This window comes from Maledivibacter sp., from assembly GCA_025210375.1.
Taxonomy (GTDB): Bacteria; Bacillota; Clostridia; order Peptostreptococcales; family Caminicellaceae; genus JAOASB01.
Map to the genome: position 1 here is coordinate 113,311 of JAOASB010000013.1, position 23,493 is coordinate 136,803.

Annotated in this window: 21 protein-coding genes and 1 pseudogene; 3 read left to right on the plus strand and 19 right to left on the minus strand. The window is 32.2% G+C overall.

Annotation, left to right across the window (positions count from 1 at the left end; all coding sequences use genetic code 11):
* Positions 1-177: 177 nt before the first annotated feature.
* From N4A68_04695 to N4A68_04705, 3 genes are all read right to left on the minus strand, one after another.
* Positions 178-1,140: a TIGR01212 family radical SAM protein gene (locus N4A68_04695; protein MCT4563599.1), complete on the minus strand. Its 963-nt coding sequence runs from the start codon at positions 1,138-1,140 to the stop codon at positions 178-180.
* 109 nt (positions 1,141-1,249) lie between these two features.
* Positions 1,250-1,666: a universal stress protein UspA gene (locus N4A68_04700; protein ID MCT4563600.1), complete on the minus strand. Its 417-nt coding sequence runs from the start codon at positions 1,664-1,666 to the stop codon at positions 1,250-1,252.
* Positions 1,667-1,801: 135 nt separating this feature from the next.
* On the minus strand, positions 1,802-3,073 hold the full coding sequence (locus tag N4A68_04705) for a M14 family metallopeptidase (GenBank protein ID MCT4563601.1): 1,272 nt from the start codon (positions 3,071-3,073) through the stop codon (positions 1,802-1,804).
* Between the two features lie 350 nt (positions 3,074-3,423).
* On the opposite strand from N4A68_04705, the gene N4A68_04710 reads away from it, so the two are divergent.
* Complete coding sequence (locus N4A68_04710; protein MCT4563602.1) at positions 3,424-3,669, plus strand: hypothetical protein; 246 nt, start codon at positions 3,424-3,426, stop codon at positions 3,667-3,669.
* Positions 3,670-3,774: 105 nt separating this feature from the next.
* On the opposite strand, the gene N4A68_04715 is transcribed toward N4A68_04710, so the two are convergent.
* The 5 genes from N4A68_04715 to N4A68_04735 all read right to left on the minus strand — a co-directional run bounded on the left by N4A68_04715 (position 3,775) and on the right by N4A68_04735 (position 7,822).
* Positions 3,775-4,185 carry a hypothetical protein gene (locus N4A68_04715; GenBank protein ID MCT4563603.1) on the minus strand — a complete coding sequence of 137 codons (411 nt, stop codon included), beginning with the start codon at positions 4,183-4,185 and terminating at the stop codon, positions 3,775-3,777.
* A 137-nt stretch (positions 4,186-4,322) separates the two neighbouring features.
* Positions 4,323-5,366: a 23S rRNA (adenine(2503)-C(2))-methyltransferase RlmN gene (rlmN, locus tag N4A68_04720; GenBank protein MCT4563604.1), complete on the minus strand. Its 1,044-nt coding sequence runs from the start codon at positions 5,364-5,366 to the stop codon at positions 4,323-4,325.
* Between the two features lie 220 nt (positions 5,367-5,586).
* Positions 5,587-6,336, minus strand: a complete 750-nt coding sequence (locus N4A68_04725) for a phosphatase (protein ID MCT4563605.1) — start codon at positions 6,334-6,336, stop codon at positions 5,587-5,589.
* 87 nt (positions 6,337-6,423) lie between these two features.
* Positions 6,424-7,365 carry a phosphoglycerate dehydrogenase gene (locus N4A68_04730; GenBank protein ID MCT4563606.1) on the minus strand — a complete coding sequence of 314 codons (942 nt, stop codon included), beginning with the start codon at positions 7,363-7,365 and terminating at the stop codon, positions 6,424-6,426.
* A 112-nt stretch (positions 7,366-7,477) separates the two neighbouring features.
* Positions 7,478-7,822 carry a PilZ domain-containing protein gene (locus N4A68_04735; GenBank protein MCT4563607.1) on the minus strand — a complete coding sequence of 115 codons (345 nt, stop codon included), beginning with the start codon at positions 7,820-7,822 and terminating at the stop codon, positions 7,478-7,480.
* Positions 7,823-8,005: 183 nt separating this feature from the next.
* Here N4A68_04735 and N4A68_04740 point away from each other — a divergent pair, with 183 nt between their 5' ends.
* A complete protein-coding gene (locus N4A68_04740) occupies positions 8,006-8,251 on the plus strand; it encodes a hypothetical protein (protein ID MCT4563608.1) in 246 nt (81 codons plus the stop codon).
* A 14-nt stretch (positions 8,252-8,265) separates the two neighbouring features.
* Here N4A68_04740 and N4A68_04745 read toward each other — a convergent pair whose 3' ends face one another.
* Positions 8,266-9,495, minus strand: a complete 1,230-nt coding sequence (locus N4A68_04745) for an FAD-binding oxidoreductase (GenBank protein ID MCT4563609.1) — start codon at positions 9,493-9,495, stop codon at positions 8,266-8,268.
* Between the two features lie 68 nt (positions 9,496-9,563).
* A pseudogene (locus tag N4A68_04750) lies at positions 9,564-10,133 on the minus strand (peptide-methionine (S)-S-oxide reductase).
* A 483-nt stretch (positions 10,134-10,616) separates the two neighbouring features.
* Between N4A68_04750 and N4A68_04755 the strand changes: the two are divergent.
* Positions 10,617-11,117 carry a DUF1850 domain-containing protein gene (locus tag N4A68_04755; GenBank protein ID MCT4563610.1) on the plus strand — a complete coding sequence of 167 codons (501 nt, stop codon included), beginning with the start codon at positions 10,617-10,619 and terminating at the stop codon, positions 11,115-11,117.
* Positions 11,118-11,142: 25 nt separating this feature from the next.
* Here N4A68_04755 and N4A68_04760 read toward each other — a convergent pair whose 3' ends face one another.
* The 9 genes from N4A68_04760 to N4A68_04800 all read right to left on the minus strand — a co-directional run bounded on the left by N4A68_04760 (position 11,143) and on the right by N4A68_04800 (position 23,229).
* Positions 11,143-13,095: a TRAP transporter permease gene (locus tag N4A68_04760; protein MCT4563611.1), complete on the minus strand. Its 1,953-nt coding sequence runs from the start codon at positions 13,093-13,095 to the stop codon at positions 11,143-11,145.
* A 238-nt stretch (positions 13,096-13,333) separates the two neighbouring features.
* Positions 13,334-14,329 carry a TAXI family TRAP transporter solute-binding subunit gene (locus N4A68_04765; protein MCT4563612.1) on the minus strand — a complete coding sequence of 332 codons (996 nt, stop codon included), beginning with the start codon at positions 14,327-14,329 and terminating at the stop codon, positions 13,334-13,336.
* Between the two features lie 177 nt (positions 14,330-14,506).
* Positions 14,507-15,256, minus strand: a complete 750-nt coding sequence (locus tag N4A68_04770) for a LytTR family DNA-binding domain-containing protein (protein MCT4563613.1) — start codon at positions 15,254-15,256, stop codon at positions 14,507-14,509.
* Positions 15,249-16,964 carry a histidine kinase gene (locus N4A68_04775; GenBank protein ID MCT4563614.1) on the minus strand — a complete coding sequence of 572 codons (1,716 nt, stop codon included), beginning with the start codon at positions 16,962-16,964 and terminating at the stop codon, positions 15,249-15,251. The genes N4A68_04770 and N4A68_04775 overlap by 8 nt, the downstream gene beginning before the upstream one ends.
* A 228-nt stretch (positions 16,965-17,192) precedes the next feature.
* On the minus strand, positions 17,193-18,524 hold the full coding sequence (locus N4A68_04780; protein MCT4563615.1) for a glutathionylspermidine synthase family protein: 1,332 nt from the start codon (positions 18,522-18,524) through the stop codon (positions 17,193-17,195).
* Positions 18,525-18,539: 15 nt separating this feature from the next.
* Positions 18,540-19,844 (minus strand): glutamate-cysteine ligase family protein, encoded by a 1,305-nt coding sequence (locus N4A68_04785; protein MCT4563616.1) that lies wholly within the window; start codon positions 19,842-19,844, stop codon positions 18,540-18,542.
* Positions 19,845-19,896: 52 nt separating this feature from the next.
* Positions 19,897-20,583 (minus strand): MBL fold metallo-hydrolase, encoded by a 687-nt coding sequence (locus N4A68_04790; protein ID MCT4563617.1) that lies wholly within the window; start codon positions 20,581-20,583, stop codon positions 19,897-19,899.
* Between the two features lie 171 nt (positions 20,584-20,754).
* Positions 20,755-21,108, minus strand: coding sequence for a hypothetical protein (locus N4A68_04795; GenBank protein MCT4563618.1), 354 nt, complete (start codon positions 21,106-21,108; stop codon positions 20,755-20,757).
* Positions 21,109-21,261: 153 nt separating this feature from the next.
* Positions 21,262-23,229, minus strand: coding sequence for a methyl-accepting chemotaxis protein (locus N4A68_04800; protein MCT4563619.1), 1,968 nt, complete (start codon positions 23,227-23,229; stop codon positions 21,262-21,264).
* Positions 23,230-23,493 lie beyond the last annotated feature (264 nt).

Below are 23,493 nucleotides of genomic sequence, written 5' to 3' on the forward strand. Positions count from 1 at the left end.
ACTATGTATTATAGAGATTCCAGTCAAGACTTTAATTTATACTATAAAAACCCTATATAATATATTTCGATTACTTATTTATCTCAAACAATACTATATCATATTTTCATTAATAAATTCTATATGTATATATAACTTTATATATTAATGTGGAAAATTGACCCTCATATAGGTCTGTTATTTCAAAAATTTTTTTACCCCTTTACCACTTAAATAATCATATCCTTTACCCTGATATATATCTAGCTGATCTAATTTTTCTTCTATCATATCCCTAATCCTCCACCAACTCATATTCCAATTACAGAAAAGAGTTTCTTCCTTAGGGGCTCTGCCTGCTATCCTTTGTATTACTATTTCTGGGCTTAAATAATTTATGAAACCCACAACCCTATTTACATATTCTTCAGCGGTAATTAGTGAAATCTTACCTTCTTCAAACATTCTACCCAGTTCTGTATTTTGTAATATATATAAAGAATGTAGTTTAATTTGATTTACCCCCATAGCCGATACTATCTTGGATGCTTCAATTACATCCTCCATATCATCCCAAGGGAGATTTAATATTAAATGACAGCAGCTTTCAAATCCAAAGGATTTAATATTATTTATTGCATCAATAAATTCAGCTAAGGTATGTCCTCGCTTTATCTTCTTTAATGTTTTGTAATTAATAGTTTGTAATCCTAATTCTATAGTTATTTCCACTCCATACTTTTTCTTTAAGTCATCTAACACCTGTAGATACCTAGGATGTATACAATCTGGTCTAGTTGATACACATATTTCTACTATATTTTCAACCTCTGCTGCCTCTTGAACATATTTTTCAAAGGAATCAATAGGCATATATGTATTAGTAAAGTTCTGGAAATATGCTATAAACCTTTCAGCCTTATATTTTTTTCTGATGTATTCGATGTTTTTATTTAGTTGTTCCTGAACAGATAGTGTATTTTCTAAGCTTTCAAAGCCTGTTCCTACATCTCCACAAAAAATACATCCTCCTATTCCGCATTCTCCATCTCTATTTGGACAGGTTAAGGGAAGATTAATGGGAATCTTATAAACTTTTTGTCCATATTTCTCCTTTAGATAGCTTGAGTATGTTCTATATCTTTGTCTACTTTCTTCCATATTCACTTCCCTCTTTCACGCTTATGAATAATCACTATCTTAGTATATCATTAATAGGTATATTTATCACACAAAAAAGCAAGTGTTTATTTCCACTTGCTTTTTTACTCTATACAGCTCTTTCATTAAATTCATTAACAGGTACAATCTCCAGTACAATATTTCGATCTAGCTTTCTTTTAAATCTTTCTATCATATTTTGTTGCGAGGATTTTTCTAAGGATTCACCCATAACTACTATCTCTATATTGTTCTTTTCAGCAAAGTTCATTAACGTTTCTTCTATATCTGGAGCCTTTATAACCGTTAAATCTGCGCCATAGGATTTAGAAATATCAAATAGATATTCCAATGCGTCAGATTCCTTAAGCTTACCAAAATACTTCCATCCATCTTTTACAACATGAATTACATGAAGCTGTCCATCTACATCTAACTTGTTTTTGACTTCAGCGCCTCTCTCGATTAGTCTCTCACAGGATTTTTGCTGTGTAACACAGACCATTATATCTTTGTTTTTCTTCATATCATACCCCTCTCGCGGTAGATCACCGTTAAATTGGGTTAAAATAATCCCTAGTATTTATTCCTATATATATATTATACTACAATTCCATATGCTTTAAACATCTTTTAAAAATTGTTAACTTTTTATTAACATTTAAACTACAGATGCCAATAACAAAAGCTCTTCATTATCATTATAAATCTTATCAAACTGAGATATTGGCAGGGGATTTTTGCCCTTACCCGCCTCTACTGTATATCCTGGTCTTCTATATTCCTGAATAAACCAATCCTTCATTCCTGCATAGGATGCTATTCCATATACTTCCCCAAGCCTATACCCGCTCACATCTGAAAACATTTCACCTATTGTCTTTGCCTCAGGTGGTTGAAGATTATCAAACCTCCAAAATATAACCTCTCCCTGGGTATGATATGCAAGGACAAGCCTAAAATCGTGATTCTTTACAAACTCGGTTACGGCCTCGGTTTCTGGCTCAGATAAAGGAAAAGGGCCTCCATACCTAGTTGGTCCTGGCCCAACAATTCCCAATGCTATCTCCGCATCCTTAGACTCCTGCCATCTTGCAGGATAGTTATGGTTCAGATCTACCCCTTTATTATTGGCCTGCCAATTCTTTGAAAAATCTGTACTGCCATTGTTCCATACTATTAGTTCATTATAATAGGGATTATCTCTACTAAGCCCATTTAGTACTAAATCTACTCCATCTGGATTAACCATTGGCATAATATATATACTACTTTCATTCCATAGTTTTTCTAAATCATAACCCCTTATGTTTTTTCCATCGGTATAGCTCTTCAAGAAATTCTCTGTGAATTTCATAAGAAGTGGTGCAGTGATCCACTCTAGTGAATGATGGGCTCCATTATAGAAAACTTTATTTGGACCCTTTCCCAGCCTTATATAATATAGTTTTTTCCCTAGGACACTTTCCCCTGCTACTCCTACTTCAATAAAGGGATATCTAACTTTTAGACCCTCGATATCTCTTTCCATTATTTCATAGGTATAGTCTATATTTGTATCTACAACATCTATCCCATAGGGCACAATTATTTTCTGCCCTATTTGAAGCTGAAAGGGATTAATTCCAGGATTAGCTGTAACAATTTTATTAACAGTAGTATAATAATCTCTAGCTATTTGCCATAATGTATCTCCAGATTGAATATAATATTCATCATAGCCCCTTAGCAACACATTTATTAGTTTATATGTTTGAGGCCCAATTATCCCATCTGGAGTTAAATTATTATCTTTTTGAAAGGATATTACTGCATCTCTAGTTTGGGGTCCATAATAGCCATCTATGGGTCCTGGATTATATCCGATTTTTTTAAGCAAAGATTGTATCTCCATCACATCTGTACCTTGTGAGCCTATGTCTAAAACTCTCAATTTAATCCCTCCTAAAAAGCTACCTTAACTTAAATTATCCATGGGAAGTTTAAAAATATTTAGGTTGATTTTGATTTCTAAGACGTCTATCAAGTTTTAGGGCATACCAAAACGGTACGTCCAAAATTTGATAAATGTCTTAGAAATAAAAGGACGCAGTAGAGTTTTAAATCTCCTATGAATAATATGGGTTAATATTATCATATACAGTTAAAATCATTTATGTTCCATATTTAGCTAAAGCTATGTTTTATAATAAAGCTTATATGGTATACTAACTTATAGAGCTTTAAATTCAGCTATTTATTTATACATATTTAAAGGTAATGATTTATTTAGGAGGTAATTATATGGAACGATATACTAAGGTTATTGAACTTTTAGGCTCATACTTTACAAAGGAATATGAGAAAAAGAAAAATCATAGAAATAAAATTAGAGAAGTAAAAGAAAACACGGTTAGTAAATTCTTTCTTCAAGGCAAAGCTGAAGTATTAGTCATCATGGAAGAAACGGGAAAGGAAATATTATTAAATATAGACAGTGATCCACAGGATATAAAAAGATTTTTGGGAAAATCATTTTTAGCAAGATAAGATGTATTGCCAAAATGACTTTAAAGAATTGAAATTATACAACTTGCTCACAGCATGAGAAAAAGAGTAAAGAGCCCATAGTGGACTCTTTACTCTTTTTTAGGTTTATACCAGATATTTATTTAAATCTTCATTAAGCTGGTCTTTGTTACAGCTGATTGTCATGAAGAAATCGATTTCATATTTATCAGACAAAACTTCTAGCTTACTAACTAGTTTAGGTATTTCATCACAATTCGAATCCATTACTTTTAATAATCCGTCAATATAAATCTTATTAATGTCGTAATCATTTGATATAATTCCACAAAGGAATCCGAAAAATTCATCTATAGTGCTTGTGGGATATTCATCCATACTTATGAATCTTAACTTATGCTTAAGATCATACATGTGCCTTTTATCATCGTCCACAAATATTATGTTACCCTTAGATTTCACAACCTCTTCATTTGCTAACCCAATTATTTTTTTAGTTTTCCCAGTACCCTTTGAGCCTGCCAATATACTTATCATTTTAATCTCCTCCCTTAAATTTGTTAGAGAAAGAATATAAGGTTAAAGAATATTTAGAATATTCTTTAGTAACTAGTTCTACGATTTTCGAGAAATTCCTCCAGAAACATTTAATTTTTTTTCTCAATTAACATTCGTTATTTCTTCACATTTTCTATGTAGCTTTTTCTTAGCTGTCCACAAGCAGCATCGATATCGCTACCTAGTTCTCTCCTAATCGTTGCATCAATACCATTTTTCTTTAGTATTTTTTGAAATTCATATGCCCTTTCCCTTGTTGAACCTTTAAGTTGTTTTTCCTTAACTTCATTAAGTGGAATAAGATTTACATGACAAAGCATATTTTTTAATTTTTGTGAAAGTTCAATGGCACAGGCTTTGTCATCATTAAACCCCTTTATTAAAGAATATTCAAAGGTTACTCTACGATTAGTCTTTTTAGTATATTTCTTACATGCATCTAAAAGTTTTTCAATATTATATACTTTATTTATAGGCATAATTTTATTTCTCATACTATCGTTTGGTGCATGTAGGGAAATAGCTAAAGTTATTTGAAGCCTTTCTTCCGCTAATTCAAGTAGTTTAGGAATAATGCCGCATGTGGACAGGGTAATGTTTCTCATACTTATGTTTAATCCTAAGGGGTCGTTAATTATATTAAAAAATTTGATAATCTCTTCGTAGTTATCAAGGGGCTCCCCGCTCCCCATAAGTACAACATTAGATATCCTCTCTCCATTATCCTTCTGTATAGACAATATCTGCCCAATAATTTCTCCGGAGGTCAAATTTCTCACAATCCCATCAATTGTTGAGGCACAAAAACTACACCCCATTTTACAACCTACTTGTGTGGATACACAAACAGTATTCCCATGCTTATATTTCATCAATACACTTTCAATAATGTTTCCATCCTTAAGAGCAAATAAATATTTTTTTGTCCCGTCGATCTTGGATTCTAATACCTTTAATATATCCATATTATTTACATATGATACCCTCTTAAGTTGGTTTTTGAATTTTTTAGATAAATTTGTCATAGAGTCTATATCATCAATACCTTTATAGACCCAACTAAATATTTGCCTTCCCCTAAACTTTTTTTCGCCTGCTTGAATTGCTAAGTCCTCTAATTCAACAATAGTACAACTTCTAAGATCAACCATTTTTTCCATAAAGTATTTCACCTGTCCTTAATTATTTATTACCCTATTTTTTGTCTTTTTAATCTATATTATCCCAATTATAATTTTAGTAGTTTTAAATTAAAGATTTTGTTTTAATTATACTATACAAACCCTATATAATGGGTATAAACTCTTCAAAATCCTTTTTCTTTCTTGTATCTTAAAAATAACAGCTTCTATACAGCTGTTATTTTCACTTGATTTATAGCTATTTTATTGGAATATTGGTCTTTGATTCCAATTTCTTTCCTTTGGCTTTTAAATAGTTTTTCAACTTTTCCTTAGATGTGTTCATTATTAGTTCTTCAGGCATTCCTACTAATTTAAAAACTTCAATTGAGTCATTAAATTTACCGACATCAAAGGAAATATGGGCATCACTACCTGCTACAACAAAAACACCAAGTTCCTTGGCTTTCCTAGCGATCATAATACAATTATCCTTGCTTCCACTTCTACCCGGGTTTGTAAATGTACTATTATTAATTTCGATAATCTTATTCTTCCTTTTAGCTCCTAAAACAAACTCCTCTACCTCTATTGGAAATTTAGGATTTCCAGGATGGGCTACTATATCTACATAATCATTATCCATAACCTTTAGGAATGCCCTTGTGTTTTGTTCCCTTGTTCCAGGCTGTATACACACATCATGTAGACTAGCAAGCACCAAATCTAATCTCTGTAAATAGTCTTTAGGTATGTCAATATTTCCATCGTAATCTATAATATTTGCTTCAACACCTCTTAGTATTTCAATTCCATCTATTTCTCTTGGTATCACCCTTTGATTGCCTATATGAAAAATATTAGGCCCTCCAGGCATAGCAGGTCCATGGTCTGTAAAGGCAACTAGCTCCAAACCTTTCTTTTTTGCTTCCACCACATAATCATGTATAGTGCTATATGCATGCCCACTAGCAATAGTATGGGTATGAGTATCTAATACAAATTTCATTGTTTTATCCTCCATATGTATAGGGTTTTTGAAGTATATACTAAAATCCCCATATACTTGTTAATTTTTATATAAATATTTTAAACATTAATAACCTTTATCTAAATCTACTATATTAATAAGCTCCTCACCATTCATATATCTTTTCATATTCTTATATAAATAATCAAATCTTCTCTTGTTTCTCATTTCAGAAATCCAGCAGTTATGTGGTGTTACAACAACATTGTTGAGGTTCCACAAAGGACTATCCTTTGGTAGCGGTTCTTTTTCAAATACATCTAGGGCAACTCCCTTAAATTTTCCCCCATTAATTTTTTTTATTAAACTTCCCTCATCAATAATACTACCTCTAGATACATTTATCAAATATGAACCATCTTTAAACATATTAATTGTAGTATCGTTAATCAGATGATGTGTATCATTAGTATAGGGAATTGCTAATACAACTATATCTGATAGCGATAATATTTTATCTATTTCCTTTATTGAGTAGCATGTGTCAAAATACTCAACGTCTTTTCCCCTTGTGTTTAATCCTAATATATTAGCTTCAAATGACTTTAACCTTTTTGCAGTTTCCTTAGCAATAGTACCGGTTCCAATAAATCCTACTGTCTTGTTATATAATTCTAATATCGATGTATCTATTTGCCACCTTTGATTTGATTGTTTTGTATAAAAACCCCTTGAATTTTTTAACATTTCCAGTACTTTTAAAACAATCCACTCACTAATTGGTATGGAATAACCACCCTTATTATTTGTTAAAATAATACCCTTCTCCCTTATATACTCTAAGGGGGCTTGATCTATTCCTATACTCGATAACATAATCACTTTCAGATTTTTAAATTTAGAGATATCTAATGTGTTAAAAGGATTGTAACAAACTAATACTTCAACATCTTCTATTTCCTTTATATTGGTTAACTGTTTTTCATCTATATAAATAGTATCATATCCAAGTTTTTCAATACTCCTCATTTTCTCTTCCCCATAGTCATATGTAAATAGAACCTTCATTCCCTTCCTCCTTTCCCAAAACAGAACTCTAAAAACATCAACGCCCCACCCTTACTTAGATTTTGGGCGAAAAAAGACACCAATAATTAAAAGCTACTGCAAAGCAGTAACTTTAATTAAAAATCTCGTCTTCATATTCGTCAATATTTCCACTAAGAACATCGGCTAATCCTACAAATTCACAGCCCACGATAAATCCTTCGTTTATTTTCTGATTCCTTACTATTCTAAGGACACTGTAAAAGGTTTTTTCATCGTCAATAGTTATTTTTGCATTAAAAAAGTAATCAATAGGTAGTTCTATTTCACTAATAAATCCAATTCCCATTTTAGAAACATTTATTACCGTAACCTCATCATTGATATTTTTTATGGTTTCGTCCCCAGATTTGTATAAAGAATCAATTGTTAGTTTTATGTTTACGGGTAATCTTTTGAACTTCCTCCTATCATCCATAAAAAAGCCTCCCTAATCATATCATTTATATTATTATACCATATATGCATCAAAATCTATGTCATCAAAATATGTTTTATCATAAACTATAATATAGATATGAAATGTTTTGCTCTATAAACAACTTTATTCATTATGACCACATATATTTCATGTCACATATAATTTAAATGGGGTATTATAATGTCAGATAACTGTAAAGACTTTTTTAAAATCTTAAAATCCGAAACCTTTCTGGCCTTAATAAAGGCTGATAAAATTAAAATTGCACAGCTAAATGCAGCTATTGCTTTACTTATTAAATGTAATATTGACTTTGATGTAATATTTACTTCTGGAACTAATAGAGAAGATCCTCAGGCACTCCTTACAGTGTACATAAACCCTAATACTAATATAGATTTTACATTTGAATTTGACGGGTGTTAGTTAATCTGACTTCTTTATCTATCCATTCTAAATAAATCTAGAAATCTTGAATATTCACCAAAATATAAATCCTTAATCAGCTTTGCTCCAATAACGGCATATAAAATGCCATTTGACCCATAGCCAAGGCAAAAATAACAGTTAGGATATTTCTTATACTCACCTATATAGGGTAATCCATCCTGTGACTCTCCAAATAAACCACTGAAACGATATTGTATTTCTATGTCATTTATTTTAGGCATTAGGCTTAGAAGTCTATTATTTAAAATTTGAAACTTTTCTATTGATATAGGATCATCATTGGTTAAAGTAGCTATTTTACTATTTTGTCCACCTAAATCTAAATCTTCTCCACCAATAATTATTCTATCATCACTTGTAGTTCGTAAATATGTATATGGATCATTTGTATCCCTGATTATACATCGTTTATGCCATCCATCAAAATTTTTTATAGGTTTTGATACTAAGGTGAAGCTTCTTGTTAGTATTGCTGTTTTATTTTGTATGAGATCCTTCGCTTCAAATCCAGTTGCAAAGACAACTTTTTTTGCATTTATTTTAAATTGATTTTTAGTTACTAGTTCCACATGATTACTACATTGATTTATTTTCATTATCTCTGTATTTTCAAATACCCTTAATCCATGACCTAAAGAATGATTGATAAGAGCATGGGAAAAGGAATAGGGATCGATCTCTCCCCCACCTTTTTTTGAATATATTCCGGCTTTAATTGGAAAAGAAAACATCTGATTGCCTCTTTTTTCATCAATAAATTCTACATCAAAACCATTCTTTTTTCTAAGTTCATATTCTTTCTTAAGAAGAGAAACATCTCCATCACTATTCGTATAATAGAAACAATCTCTAAGACTAAAACCGCATTTTTTCCCAAGGGCATCGATTATTTTTTTTATTTCATAAACCGCATTTTCAGTGAGCTTAAAACATGCTGCTGCATCATCGATCCCTATCATTCCCTTTAATCCTATGAGATCAGTGTCTATCTCATACTGTAAAATTGAAGTTGAAGCACTGGTACTTCCATATCCAATAATGTTTTTATCAACTATTATTGTATTTACTCCAGCCATAGCAAAATAGTATGCACAGATTGCTCCAGTTACGCCCCCACCTATCACCACAACTTCACAATCTATATCATCGCTCAAATATGTAAATTTATTAGGAATACTATTAATATTTGTCCACAACATTTCTCCGGAAACTAAGTTCATATTTAATCCTCCAGTTGTTAGATTTACTCCCCCTTTATTTTCTGTAATTCCTAATAAATATATACTTTTTATCGTCCATATCCTTCAACAATTTGCACCAATCTTTTTTGTCCTTTCTCAGATAAACCCAGAGTATATATTTCTTTATTAAGCATTTCCTTACTTCCATATCCCTTTATATATCCATTTACATGGGCAGCGGAGGTTGAATTGATAAAATCCGTAAAATTAGTATACATACTACTAAATTCATTCATAAGCTCTCGTACCAATTGCAGATAATGCTTCTGATGATAATTCTCAGCCAAATAAAATTTTTCAAGCTCCCCGATCTCCGTGAATATTTTTGTCTTTTTTCTTACCTCTTCCCTTTCCTTGGACTTAAGGGCTTTCTCCCTTTGTTTCTCATCATGATAAAAGACCATGGATGCATATTGCCTTGAGGGAGCATTATATTCTGGAATGTGACTTCTCCAAAATATATCTAGCAGCTCTTCGTAGGATATAATCTGCGAGTCAAAGTCAATTTGAATGGTTTCCCCATGGTCCCCTAAATCATGATATGTGGGATACACCTTAGCTCCTCCTGCATAACCAACTCTTGTACTAACCACTCCCTTTACAAGCCCAAACTGGGCATCTGGCCCCCAAAATCAGCCCATAGCAAAGGTAGCTGTCTCTAGTTCCTTTACTTTTAGTAAATCCATCCCAGGTAAATTTTCCATATTCAATCTTCTCCCTATAAAAAGTGTATTACTGATTAAAGTATATATATAGGGTTTTCATAGTATAACTTAACTTATGCATGGACAAATATGCGATGGTTCTGGGCATTTTGTACTTGTATAAGTTAAAGTCTATACTAAAATCCCTATATTATAGATATTCCAGTTAAACAGTTAATTTATACACATCAAAACTCCCTAGAAACATCGGATATTTTGAGATGTATAAATTAAGTTTAACTTTTGGAAATCTATATTTTTACCCATAAATCATGTTTAATAGACATTATCCCCAATTATATTTAGTAATGCATTTAAACACAGTAAATTTCATGTTAAACTGTTAATAGCCTAATAAAATGCTATTTCATATATAGCTAAAGGAGCTGAAAAAACATGTTAAAGCTGCTAAAAAACATTGTCCTTCTTATTTTATTTATAGCTACTATATTGATTTTTATTAATATACATGTACTAGTACTAGAAGATGTACAGAATAACAAAACCATTTTCATCGTAAAAGTTAATCCAAATGATGAATTCACAATGACATGGATGCATTCCGTTGAATTACAACCCTGGGAAGAAATTTTTAGAATAGATGATGACTATCATGTTATATTGGATAGAACTAGATTCAAATCCTTTGGTGCAGGAGTACCAGATTATGCGGGTGATAAATCCGAGGTAAAGGATGGGTATGTAATCTTTAGCGGCATTAATAAAAAAATGAATGATTTACAATATGGAATTTCTGATTTTGCAAAGCATACATTTAATTTTTCAGATAAAGAGTTAAGACTTTATGAGCATATAGAAGATGGCAACGCAATAAAGATCTATACAAAGCCTCTAAATATGCTAGAATATTTTATAAAAAAAGCTGCTTCAATTTAGTTTAAGAAGCAGCTTCTATACTTTTCTATGCATTGCTTAAAACTTTTCCATTAGATATTTTACCGGAAATGAAAACCAATAAGAAAATAGCAATCCCTATTACATCGGAAAATATTCCAGGTTTTATTAATAGTAGAGCCGATGCAAGCATAATTATTCTATATATTATGTTTAGCTTCTTATTTAGATATCCTTCAACTGAAGCTCCTAATGCAACTACACCTATCACCGCAGTAATAACAACTATAACAGTTTCAAATAAAGTTGTATTGATAAGAAGTAGTGATGGAGAAAATACAAATATATATGGTACTACAAAGCCTGCCAAGGCTAATTTCACTGCTTGGAATCCAGTTTGTGCAGGTTTCCCACCGGCTATACCTGCTCCGGCAAATGCTGCCAAGGCAACGGGAGGTGTTAGATTTGCCAGCATCCCAAAGTAGAATACAAACATATGTGAAACTAAATGAGGTATTCCCATTTTGGCTAAAGCTGGAGCTGCCATAGTAGCTGTTATTATATAGGCTGGAATTGAAGGCAAGCCCATTCCCAAAACAATGCAAGCTATCATTGTTAATATTAAAGTCATAAACAAATTTCCTTTTCCCAGGAAAAGAATTGCCCCGGCTAATTTTAGACCAAATCCAGTCAAGGTAGCTACTCCGATTATTAATCCTACTACTGCACAGGACATTGCAACACCTAACGCTGTACGAGTCCCACTTTCTAAAGCATCTATTATATCCTTAAAACTCATCCTAGTCTCTTTCCTTAAAAAGCTCACCCCTATAGTTAAAAGAATTGACCAAAATGCGGCATATATTGGTGTCCTTCCGCTTATTAAAAAGTATAATAATCCCACTAAGGGTAATAAAAGATGTCCTCTTTGTTTTAATACATCAACCACCTTAGGCAATTGATCCTTGGGCATTCCTGTAAGTCCCTTTCTAGATGCTCTTAAATGAATTATTACGATAACCCCTAAATAATAAAGCAGTGCCGGTATTATTGCTGAAACAGCAATTTTTATATATTCTATACCCAAATATTCTGCCATAATAAATGCCGCAGCACCCATAACGGGTGGTAAAATTTGTCCACCACAAGAAGCGGCGGCTTCAACTGCACCAGCAAACTCCTTATCATATCCAATCTTTTTCATAAGGGGTATAGTAAAGGCCCCTGTAGTAACAACATTTGCAACGGCACTACCATTTATAGACCCTAAAAATCCACTTGATACTACGGCCACCTTAGCTGGTCCCCCTTTTCCGGACCCTGCAATAGCCATAGATAGATCATTAAAGAATTGTCCCATTCCTGATTTTTGTAAAAAGGCTCCAAATAGGACAAATAAGAATATATAAGTAGACGAAACCCCTATGGCAATACCAAAAATACCTTCTGTAGTAAGATACATATATTCAGCTATATCCCTTAATCCATATCCTCTGTGGGCAATAATATTGGGAAGATTGCGTCCAAATAATGCATAAAGTATAAATAGTACTGCTAGTAAAGCAATTTCTTTCCCTGTAATTCTCCTAGCTGCCTCTAGCACAAGCAATATAGCCATGAACGCAAAAACAATATCAACATTACTTGGCATACCTGCTCTCATAACTAATGCCTTATAATTCAGTACTATATATCCACCTAAACTAAGTGATAATAACGCAAAAAACCAATCTAATATAGAAGGTTTTTTCTTAGAGGATCTTTTCCCAAATGGATAAAGTATAAATACAAGTGCCATAACAACTGAAGTATGCACTGCCCTATGCATTAGGGTAACCAATGGCCCACTCCACGCTGTATACAGATGAAATAGGGATAGTCCTACACAAGCAATAAATACTATCATTCCAGGTATACTATTCTTATCAAATTTTCTAAATCTGGATTCCGTATCATACTTTTCTAGTACCTGTTCATGCCCAATTTTAGCTGCTTCACCGACTGATTTTTTATCATCCATAGGCTATTTCCCACCTTCCTAAAAATACTAAAGGGTATTACTGAGTAACACCCTCAGGCAGTTGACAAATCCGAATTTCTTCGTTGTTGCTGAAACCCAGAACCCTTACGTATGTCTGTATACGCTACAGCCTCTGGGTTTCAGCACGCCTCAAACTTCAAATTTCTCAACTGCCTGACATCTTGTTGACTTTGTCAACAAGATGAGGGTATTACTAAGTAACACCCTTCTATCTTTTTTACTTACCTTGTTCTTTAAAATATTTTTCTGCTCCTGGATGCAAAGGAATTGGCATACCATCACGAACAGTATCTATAGTGATTCTTTTAGCGGCTGAATGGGTTCCTACTAAAGTATCTAGGTTTTCAAATATGGTTTTTGTGATATTATAAACTAACTCTTCGCTCAAATCTTCTCTTGTTACCAATAAAGTTTTAACTGCCGCAGTTTCAACATCCTTATCATTATCATATGTTCCAGCGGAAATCATTTCCGAAGAGTAGAAAGGAAATTCTGCCGCTAGCTTTTTAATTGCTTCTTTTCTTATTGGAATTATTTTTACATCATGGGTTGTAGCTAAATCCATGATAGTAGCATTGGGAAGACCAGATGTTAAGAAGGCTGCATCAATAGCTCCATTTTTAAGCTGTTCTACGGATTCAGCATATGATAAGAAATCTTCATCTATATCATCATAAGTAATTTCGTGGGCGGCTAGTATCTGACGGGCATTTACTTCAGTACCACTACCAGGTGCCCCAACACCTACCTTTTTACCCTTTAATTCTGATACTTCATTTATACCCTTATCTTTTAACGTAATTAGTTGAACAAAGTTAGGATATAAGGATGCAATTCCCCTTAGATTTTCAACTTTTCCTTTTTCTTTAAAAACTTCAGTACCTGTATAAGCATAATTTACCACATCATTCATCGCAAAGGCAATTTCAGCCTTCTTTGTCCCCAATAATGTTGCATTTACTGCGGAAGCTCCTGTGGATTGTACAGATGCATTTACTACATCAACCTTCTCATTTAATAAGTTAGATATAGCTCCACCAATAGCAAAGTATGGTCCTGAACTTCCACCTGTAACAATAGTTACAAACGTTTTCTTACCATTCGCACTTGACCCACTCCCGGAATCAGCAGGCGCATCATTTTGTGAACATCCTACTACTACCATACTAAATATTAATAGAAGTATAAATAACAACAAAACTTTTCTCTTCATTTTTTGCCCCCCTAATTTCATATTCATTTGGATAATTAAATTTTATTACACTACATAAAAATATAGAACTGATTACAATTTTATTACATTATTTTTAAATAAAGTGCAATATATGTAAATAACATACAGTTTAATTCATATTACTAATTATTAGGGGTATACATTTATAGGGATTGATCATAGTCCAAGTATTCCTTTAAACTTTTTCATATAATTTCTGCTAACGGGTATTTCACAATCTTTTATTCCTTTAACTTTAATTTTATAGGTATAATTAAACCACGGTATTATTTCATCAATAAAATCTAGATTAATGATATAACTCTTATGGGTTCTTATAAACTTTATTTTTTTTAGTCTATCCTCTAGTTCCTTCAATGAGTAATTAGAATTATACACACCATCTATGGTATTTACAATTATAATGTTATTAATTGACTGGATATATTGTATACAACTTGTATCTACTAAAATCAATTTATTATTTTGTTTTACACACAACTTATCTAGGCTGATCTTTTTATTTTCTAAGACTTCATTAGACTTTTTATTATGTCTTATTAATTGGATATTTTTCCTTATTCTTTCAATAGTAAGCTTTATTCTTTCTTCTAAAAAAGGCTTTAATATATAATCTACTGCATTTAGTTGAAATCCCTGTATAGCGTATTCATCATAGGCAGTTGCAAATACAATATAAGGTGGCGTATCCACCTCTAGCATTTTTTCAGCAACTAACATACCACTAATATCATGGAGATGTATATCTAAAAATACAATATCGGGCTTTAGGGATTTTGCCAATTCAATGGCTTCTTCTCCTTCACCACTTTCCCCGCATATTTCAATGTCATCGTATTCATTTAAAAAGCACTTAAGTTCATCTCTTATATATTTTTCATCATCTACAATCAATACTTTAAGCACCACGACCACATCCCATTTCAAAAGTAATTATTGGTATTTTAAAGTGTACAGACGTTCCTGTACCTACTTTACTCTCTATTTTCAGTCCATACCTTTCTCCAAATATCCCCTTAAGCCTTAGATTAACATTATTTATACCTATTGAAGTATCATATTTATTATCATGCCTTAATATCTGAAGTACTTTATTCTCCTCAATTCCCACTCCATCATCGGAAATTATAATGTTGACTTCATCATCCTTCTTACTTCCCTTTATTCTTACCGTTCCCCCTTGTTTTTGTGGTAGAATACCATGTTTAATAGCATTCTCAACAATAGGCTGTAAACTTAAGGGAGGAATAAAACATCTCAAATCATCTTCCATTTCATATATTATTTTTAGCTTATCCTCAAACCTGGCCATTTCGATTTCAATATATGATTTCACATGATTAAGTTCCACCTCTAATTTAACTACGTCCTTATTATTATTTAAGTTTTTTCTAAAGTAATTGCTCAAATGAATTATCAAATTTCTTGCCTTTTCAGGATCGATCCTACAAAGTGAGGCTATCACTGTTAATGAGTTGAAAAGAAAGTGTGGATTAATTTGAGCTTGTAAAGCCTTAAATTCAGCTGCAGCAAGTAGCTTAGAATTTTGCTCTAATTTCCCCAAGGTTAGTTGAGTGGAAAAAAGCTTAGCTAATCCGGTTCCTAACTCCAAGTCAATAGCCGTTATAGAATTAGACAACTTTTTATATAATTTTAAGCTGCCAATAATCTTATTATTTTCCTTCAATGGTAATACCATAAATGATTGGTATAAATATTCACAATCCTCATATTTAATTTTACTGCAATCATTAACCAATATTACTTCGCCGGTCTTAATTGTATGCAAATCCTTATTAGAAATATAATTACTATTTGAAATGCTAGCTTCATTATTCAGACCTATATGGGTAATAATTCTTTCTGTATCGCTAATACTAACTGCATCAAATTCCGTCATATTGTATATAATTTCTGCCACATTACTAATAGTATCTGAATATATACCCTGCTTTACAAAGGGTAACGCCTTATCTGCAATTTTTAATGTTAAATTGGCTTGATAAGCTCCCATCTTCTCTTGTTCCTTAAATATATTTTCAATAATTATAAATAAAAGTGCCATTCCCAGGGAATTAATTATGACCATTGGAAGCCATATATCTTTTACCAAATCTACTGCCATATAAAAGGGCTTGGAAAATATCAGTACGGATATTTTTCTCATACTTTCCCCTATGGCACCGGTAAGTCCAGCATATATCCACTTTTTATTTTTGTTTTGCATTACTCTTCCCATATATCCTGCCATCAAGCCTTCAAAAACTGTGGATATTGCACAGGCCGTACTTGTAAATTCCCCGGAATCAATTAAAGCTCTATGTATGCCTGCAACTGCACCGGACATAAGCCCAACAAAGGGGCCACCTAAAAGTCCGCCAATTCCTACTCCAATGATACGTGTATTTATTAATGCTCCATTAAATTCAATACTAAAATAAGTACCCACAATGCCAAACAAACCAAATATAAGACACAATAAAAGCTTATCCCATAGTTTAACTGGCCTTTTAGCTATAAGATTTCTAAATGCCTTTAATCTAGATAGAATGAATGCAAACACAAACAAATTTCCAAATTTATTTCCCAATTCTAAAATTAAACCTACTTCCATTTACTTCACTCCATGATAATATATATAATTGAGATATGTTAGTTCCATCAAGAATAGCATAGATTTTATAATATTTTTACTATTCAGATATATATTAACATAATACTTAAAAATATGAAATAGAAAAACCCCCTACTGTTTTTATTTATTCAGTAAAGGGCTATAGATATTCCAGTTAAATAGTTAATTTATACTAAAATCCCTATATGTGGATTGAGGTTAAAACTTTTACTTTCTAGAGTCTCTTACAATAAAGGTGGGTAATGTATAGCAATCATGAAGTCCAGATATTATTGGGTTCTTTCCAATTCTTGAATATAGTCCATATAATTTTTCATTATACATGTACATTCCAGTAATATTATTAAATTTGCTTATCTTTAATTTACCTTCAACAAACTCAACCAAATCACTTTTATTTGGAGTATAGTATTCCTGTATTAAATAATCCTTTCCATGACATTCTAAAAGCTTTTCCTTCCATTGTTCTGCACTGAAATCTCTTCCAGCATATACTCCCCTGGAAGCATATAAATCACTAGGCTTTAATATATATTCATCCCTATTGATTGTAAGCTCATCAAAATCAAATTCATCCCCTTCAAATTTAGCCGTAAGGGGTATATGATCTTTAATGAATTGACCTTCATCCTCAGTGAGAAATTCTAGGGTATCTTTATCATGTAAAATTTTAAATATGACTTTATTATGAATAATTTGAGACTTTATGGGGCCAACTATGCAAACTTTACCCTCCATAGCTGCTTGTATAAAATCCGGTATCTCATCGGCTCTTTCTATGAGATCCCTTGTAACAAGTCTTCTATAAACTATATCAATCCTCATATCATCTATATATAGCTTACCATGGGAATACTTTAAATCCCTAGGGTCAACAATCATGGTCTTATAACCATTTTTTTCGAAGCTATCCCTAAACACCTCAAACTCGTTTGGACTTCCTGTATCATTAAAATCTACAATAGCAACATTTGGTTTTTGAATTTCTGGGTTAAATTCTTTAAAAATACTTATACATTCCTCCACCCATGTATCAAAAAGCTCAAAGGAGCTTATATCGTATTTTCTGCTCATCTCTTTAAATGCTATAGACTCAGATAATATTCTGGAAAGCTCTCTATCCTCATTCATAGCCGATGATCCATCAGCATTCAGTTCACAGAACTTAAAGCTTCCATCATCCTTATAAAATATATCAAATCTAGCCATAGGTACTCTTGCATTATATCCATGCTGGGTCAAGATTAATTTCTCTAAAAGCTCTGAAAATCCAAATTTTTCTCTAAAAGCTGGATAGTTTATATATCTATCTATAACCTTTCTAATGATCGTCATCAATGTATCCGTAAGCTTTGTAAATCTTTCTAAATCTTTTTGTGTATAAAGCTTAGGCATATATAAGAAGGGAATGGGCTTCCCTTTGTACATTGCAGTAGAAGCTTTTACCTTATCCATAGCATCTAAATAATCGCTACAATACAAAGTCTCATTAGCATTTATGATATCTATATATTCTCTATCTAAATCTATCCGATTCAAAATATCTTCCTCCTATTAAAATATATTATTTAGAAAACTATTTTCTAATGCCCTATGCTTACCGAGTTTAATTTTTTCTTTTATTTCTAGTGATAAAGTTCTTTCATTATAAGCTAACTCTTTGAGGGGCAGAAGATATTTAGCTTCTTCCCTATCTAGACCTCTTTCTGACAAAGCTATGATATCCCTACAGACTTCAAAGATATTTTTATCCATTACGCTAGTATTTTTACCGGATTCAATAATTTCAGCTTTTTTCTTTCTTACACAATCATTTGAAATCATTTCTAAATGATCGTACAAATAATCCAAATTTTCTTGATCATATATCAAACCCTTCCAAAGTGCAATACCACTTATGTTAAAGGGATATGGTACTGAATCAGCCATTCTGACCTCTATAAATTTTTTAGCTCTTACATCTGGAAAATACATTGTAAGCACATGCTCCAATTCTTCTATTGTAAATTCATTTGGATCATAAATTTCTTTAAATGGCTTTCTAGCTGTATATAAAAACTCATTATTTCTTCGAATGATTATTGGGGGAGTATTTAAAATATACTCTGAATAATCTTCATATCCAAAGCTTTTATCTAAGGCTTTTGGAACTACCATGCATCTATCATCATCACAGTTATTCCATATATGGGTCCTTAATGTATTCTTAGTCCAAAGCTCTCCTTCAAAGAAAGGAGCATTGTCAAACATGAAAGAGATAATAGGTGAAAGTGCATTTGCAACTCTAAATTTTTTCATGAAATCATCTTCACTACAATAATCCAAGGTTACTTGAAGGGAAGCTGTTCCCTTCATCATATTATGGGCATATTTACCCCTTCCCTTAAAATACTCCGACATATATTTATATCTATCCTTAGGAATAAAGGGAATTTCTTCTATTTTACTTTCTGGTTGATAACCAAGTGAATTTATGTATTGATTCTTTTCATTTAGAATAGGAACTATATCCTTTAAAAAGCTCAGATATTCATTCTCTATCTCATATATACTTTTACAAGGCTTTGTACTAAGTTCTAATTGCGATCCCGGCTCAAGGGTTATGTTATTACCACCCTTAGTGAGCCCCATTAAATGCTGCCCTTCATATTTCCCAGACCAGCCCTTGTGCAATAGCTGTTCCAACGTATTCCCAACACCTTTATCTCCATAATAGGAAATAGTCTCCAAAGTATTTTTATCAATAATGAAGTGTTCAAATTCAGCACCTATTTTAAATTCCGATTTCTCTTTTTCACCTCTTTTAAAATAACTTACAATTTTACTTTTTTGATAACTTAATTCATTCTCATTATTCAATAATATAGACCTCCTTAATATTATATATTATAGCATCTAGAAATGGGCTTGATTATATATTTATATCAAGTTCTTGATCTCTTTTTACTATTTCTATTACTTCCATATTGAAGTCCCCTAGTTTTTCTTTAATTTTTTTTGTAATATCAAAGTTATCAGCAAAATGCATAGGTATAAGAATTTTGGGCTTAATAGTTTTAGCAAAATACTCAGCAGCTAGATAATAATACTCATCTAGTCTTGGATCTACTGGTATAAATGCTATATCGATCCCTCGGCCCTTTAGCTTATCAACCTCTAATTTAAAATCACTTTCCTCTTTCCTTTGTGTTTCTTTAGAATCATTTTTCCAATGCCACCAATTTAAATCACCTGCATGAAAAATATTATTTCCACGGAATTTCACAAAAAAAGATACACCACTATCTGTTGATCCAAAGGTTTCTATCTCTAAATTATTAGTCTTTAAGCTTTGATATTTATCCATAATATGATAATTTGGCCTTATATCCCTTATGGTGATATCATCTCCAAAAAAATATTCTACATTATAATTTTTTCTTTCCCACTCAAATATGTTCTGAGAGTAGTGATCTGAATGGCTATGAGTTGTGAAAACATAGTTTTTCCCATGTTGAGAGAAATATTTTGATGCAGAAGAATCCAAGCAATCAAATACTAAAGTATCATTATCAAACTTTATTAAAAAACCACTATGATAAATATGTATAATTTCCAATGTAACCCCTCCTAAATTCAGCGTTATATAACCCAGGTTCTTTCAATTATATTTATCCTATTATATAACTATACCCCTTTTTGTTTTTTTTAATTGTTATCTTTGTGATTTTGATAAATTTTTATACAAATAAAAAGAAGTGCCTAAGCACTTCTAGAACTTCTCTTTATCTTAAGAACAAATAAAGGATTCGATATTTTTAAGATCCGTTCCAAAATAGACCCACCTATATCCTAACCATCTATATCCTGAAACCGACCTACGTCCAACATAAGTAATATACGCCCAAAATTCTTGACCATTTTCAAGCCATATGTAGGTAAATCTACCCCTACATCGTCTTATGGCTCCTGGATCAACAGCCCTCAATTCTGGAGACCTTTCTGGTATATAGGATGGGGGTCTGCCAGGTGGCATAGATTCGTCATCCTGCCCACCTGGCCCTAAAGGTGGTCTAAAGGAAGGTCCTGGTCCAACTATAAATGGTGGCCCTCCAAAGGGTGGTCTTGAAAATCTATATAACATTGTATCCTCACCTCATACGAAGATTTTTTAAAGCCGTATTACATAATATGCCAAGTAGAACAATTCGTGAAAAAAATCCGGATAAAAAGGAAAAAAGTGGTATAGTCTAGCTATCCCACTTTTTTATAAATATCTATATCAAACTCTGTATACCTATATGCTGAACCTTTGTATAGATTTCTGTAGATCATTTGAGATATTGGCAAGCTGTTCTGCAGAAGCTGCAAGCTGCTCAAGTGCGGCTGTTTGCTCTTCTGTAGATGCTGCTACTTCTTCTGTTGCAGCTGCATTTCCTTGGGTGATGCCAGCAATATCATTAATATTTTCACCCACTAGCTTTGAATTCCTATTTAAATCTTCACATGCTATAGTTACTTCACCTATATCCTCTGTAACAACTTCGACAGCCTTTAATATATCATTAAATACATCGGCAGTTTGTTTAACTGCATTTTCCTGCTCATTTACTATGTTCTCGGTTTTGTTCATTTCCTTAACAACACTGGCAACTCCAATTTGTATTTCACTTATAAGCTCACTAATACCCTGGGTTGCTTTCCCCGACTGCTCAGCTAATTTTCTCACCTCTTCAGCAACAACGGCAAAGCCTCTTCCTTGGTCTCCAGCACGGGCTGCCTCAATAGCTGCATTTAAAGCAAGTAGATTTGTTTGTTCTGCAATACTACTTATCAATTCAACTATTTGCCCAATTTGTTGAGACCTATCAGACAAAGCTACTACTTCATTTCCTACATTTACTGTTGCCTGCTTGTTTTCTTCCATCTTATCTTTTTGGTACTGTATTATTTTAATTCCCTTATCCACCGTTTCCTTTGCTTTAATTGTACGTTCCTTAGAACTATTTGAATTGTCAAGGATTTCTCCAATTCTAGTAATCAATTCATTTACCATATTACTTCCATTTTGTGTAGACTGTGCTTGTTCTGTAGCTCCCTTAGCCAATTCCGAAATAGTATTTGCTACTTGCTCAGATACTTTACTAGCCTCATCTGTTGATGCTTCCATCTGCTGTGAAGTTGCAGCTACAGTAATTCCCATATCATTCAATTCATTTAGTAGCTGACTCATATTATCAATCATATTATTAAAGTTACGGGCCAGTAAACCGATTTCATCATCACCGCTTACATCAACCTTAACCCTTAGATTTCCTGAAGCAACGTCTTTAGTGATATTTGCCATTTTTATAACGGGCTTGATACTTTTACTTACTATAAAAAATATTGTTAGTCCAATTAAAATAACAATTGTTAGTCCAATAATGATTATATTATTTCTAAGCTTCCTAATATCCTTAGTAACCTCACTATAATATGTAGTCATTGCAATAGACCAACCAGTCAGTTTGACTGGTGCATAGGCAGCTATTTTCTTTTCACCATCAAATTCATAATTTACTACCTCAGTTTTCCCCTGTATCATTTTCTTTGTGATCTCTATTAAACTCTCACTATCGTTTTCTAAGAAATTTTCTTCCATAATAAAATCATCGTTTGGATGAACTATTATTGTACCATCAATATCTATCATATATGCATAGCCACTATCTCCGAACTTTTCAGAATTTACTATATCCGTTATATTAGATAGATTGATAGTTGCACCTATTAAGCCTATAATATTATTACCGTCATCTTTGATAGGTGCCGCAACAACTATTATAGGCAAACCCGTAGTTTTAGATATGACAGGCTTGGAAACAGCAACTTTACCTTGCATCACCTCTTGAAAATAGCCCCTATCCTTAATTTTACCTTTTCCTCCATTTGTAGCCTCATAATTACCTTCTGCATCGGACAATATTACTGCTGTAAAATCTCTAAATAGATCTTCTTCACTAGAAACTAGTTTTTTCAATCTATGAAAATCCATTTTTTTAGTTTCATCCAGATCTGCCAGCAAATGTACTTTTTCCTTCCATTCATGTACCAAATCGTTTGCAAAGTTTACAAGCTTTTCAACTTTGATTTGGGCTATTTCTTCCACATCATCAACAATAATTTTTTTAGCTTGAAGATAGGTTGTACCAGCTAATACAAAAATCCCTATTACCGCTAATACTAGAACCGGTATCATGATTTTGTTTTTTAAACTTTTCAAAGAATATCGCCTCCAATTTTGTTTTTTTATAAAAATATAGATTTATTACATTAAACAATTCGACACATTTCGACTTTTTCCTTTATTCTTTGTTATCTTTTTTATAAAATTAGAATAAGGTTAACCATGAAAAATAGCCTATATAATAGTCCCTTATATAAGCTATTTTTACTTATAGAGATTCCAGTCAAAACTTTAATCTATACATATTTTAAATTAATTATTGAATAAATAGGCTTTTTTAATATAATACTGAAAAATAGT

Bases quoted from the DNA above. Each gene is read 5' to 3' on its own strand.
- N4A68_04700 (MCT4563600.1), bottom strand. From the start codon at position 1,666: ATGAAGAAAAACAAAGATATAATGGTCTGTGTTACACAGCAAAAATCC.
- N4A68_04795 (MCT4563618.1), bottom strand. From the start codon at position 21,108: ATGTTATATAGATTTTCAAGACCACCCTTTGGAGGGCCACCATTTATA.
- N4A68_04745 (MCT4563609.1), bottom strand. From the start codon at position 9,495: ATGAACTTAGTTTCCGGAGAAATGTTGTGGACAAATATTAATAGTATT.
- N4A68_04740 (MCT4563608.1), top strand. From the start codon at position 8,006: ATGTCAGATAACTGTAAAGACTTTTTTAAAATCTTAAAATCCGAAACC.
- N4A68_04735 (MCT4563607.1), bottom strand. From the start codon at position 7,822: ATGGATGATAGGAGGAAGTTCAAAAGATTACCCGTAAACATAAAACTA.
- N4A68_04760 (MCT4563611.1), bottom strand. From the start codon at position 13,095: ATGGATGATAAAAAATCAGTCGGTGAAGCAGCTAAAATTGGGCATGAA.
- rlmN (MCT4563604.1), bottom strand. From the start codon at position 5,366: ATGGAAAAAATGGTTGATCTTAGAAGTTGTACTATTGTTGAATTAGAG.
- N4A68_04695 (MCT4563599.1), bottom strand. From the start codon at position 1,140: ATGGAAGAAAGTAGACAAAGATATAGAACATACTCAAGCTATCTAAAG.
- N4A68_04715 (MCT4563603.1), bottom strand. From the start codon at position 4,185: ATGATAAGTATATTGGCAGGCTCAAAGGGTACTGGGAAAACTAAAAAA.
- N4A68_04755 (MCT4563610.1), top strand. From the start codon at position 10,617: ATGTTAAAGCTGCTAAAAAACATTGTCCTTCTTATTTTATTTATAGCT.
- N4A68_04765 (MCT4563612.1), bottom strand. From the start codon at position 14,329: ATGAAGAGAAAAGTTTTGTTGTTATTTATACTTCTATTAATATTTAGT.
- N4A68_04775 (MCT4563614.1), bottom strand. From the start codon at position 16,964: ATGGAAGTAGGTTTAATTTTAGAATTGGGAAATAAATTTGGAAATTTG.
- N4A68_04725 (MCT4563605.1), bottom strand. From the start codon at position 6,336: ATGAAATTTGTATTAGATACTCATACCCATACTATTGCTAGTGGGCAT.
- N4A68_04730 (MCT4563606.1), bottom strand. From the start codon at position 7,365: ATGAAGGTTCTATTTACATATGACTATGGGGAAGAGAAAATGAGGAGT.
- N4A68_04710 (MCT4563602.1), top strand. From the start codon at position 3,424: ATGGAACGATATACTAAGGTTATTGAACTTTTAGGCTCATACTTTACA.